The sequence below is a fragment of the Spiroplasma endosymbiont of Lariophagus distinguendus genome, assembly GCF_023846195.1.
Lineage (GTDB): Bacteria > Bacillota_I > Bacilli_A > Mycoplasmatales > VBWQ01 > Spiroplasma_E.
This window is the reverse complement of the sequence record NZ_JALMUW010000164.1, coordinates 1-648: the sequence shown is the minus strand read 5'-3', so window position 1 is coordinate 648 and position 648 is coordinate 1. Positions and strand designations below refer to the sequence as shown.

General features: G+C 20.5%; 1 protein-coding gene. It reads left to right on the top strand.

The genetic code is table 4. The features are described 5' to 3' along the window. Nucleotides 1–146: 146 nt before the first annotated feature. The gene (locus tag M0D11_RS06325) at nucleotides 147–620 is read left to right on the top strand and encodes an Hsp20/alpha crystallin family protein (protein WP_174479985.1); all 474 of its coding nucleotides are present in this window, start codon (nucleotides 147–149) and stop codon (nucleotides 618–620) included. Nucleotides 621–648: the final 28 nt, after the last annotated feature.

Below are 648 nucleotides of genomic sequence, written 5' to 3'. Positions count from 1 at the left end.
TCATATATTTTTTTCAACTTTTTTGCTTAAACGTCAAATTAAAAATAAAAATTACTTGATTTTTAATATTAATTTGGTTTAAAATAAATTTGTAATTAGCAATCTAATAACTTAATTGCTAATTTAAGAAAAACGGAGGTGTTAATATGAAAAATGAAATTTCACAAACAAAAAAGAAATTAGATATACAAAACAATTTTTCTAGACGTAATTATTTAACTGATATATTTGATAATTTTTTTAATGATATTATAGATTTTTCTTATCCTTTAACTTCCAACAACGACCGAGAAAGAACATTTTTACCAAAAACAGATGTTTTTGAAAATGATTCTGAATACTGTTTAGAAATTGAATTACCTGGTGTTTTACAAGAAAACATTGATTTAAAAATAAATAATAACGTTCTTACAATAGAAGCTAAAAAAGAAGATGTTAATGAAAAGAAAAATAAAAATTATCATATTCAAGAAAGATATTATGGTTCATTCTCTCGCTCTATTAATTTACCATCTAATATAAGTGAAGAGTCTATAGATGCTAATTTTAAAAATGGTATACTAATTGTTAAAATACCTAAAAAAGAACAAACAAAAACTAAAAAAATTACGATTAAATAACTAAAATAAGTATCTTTAATTCATTTAA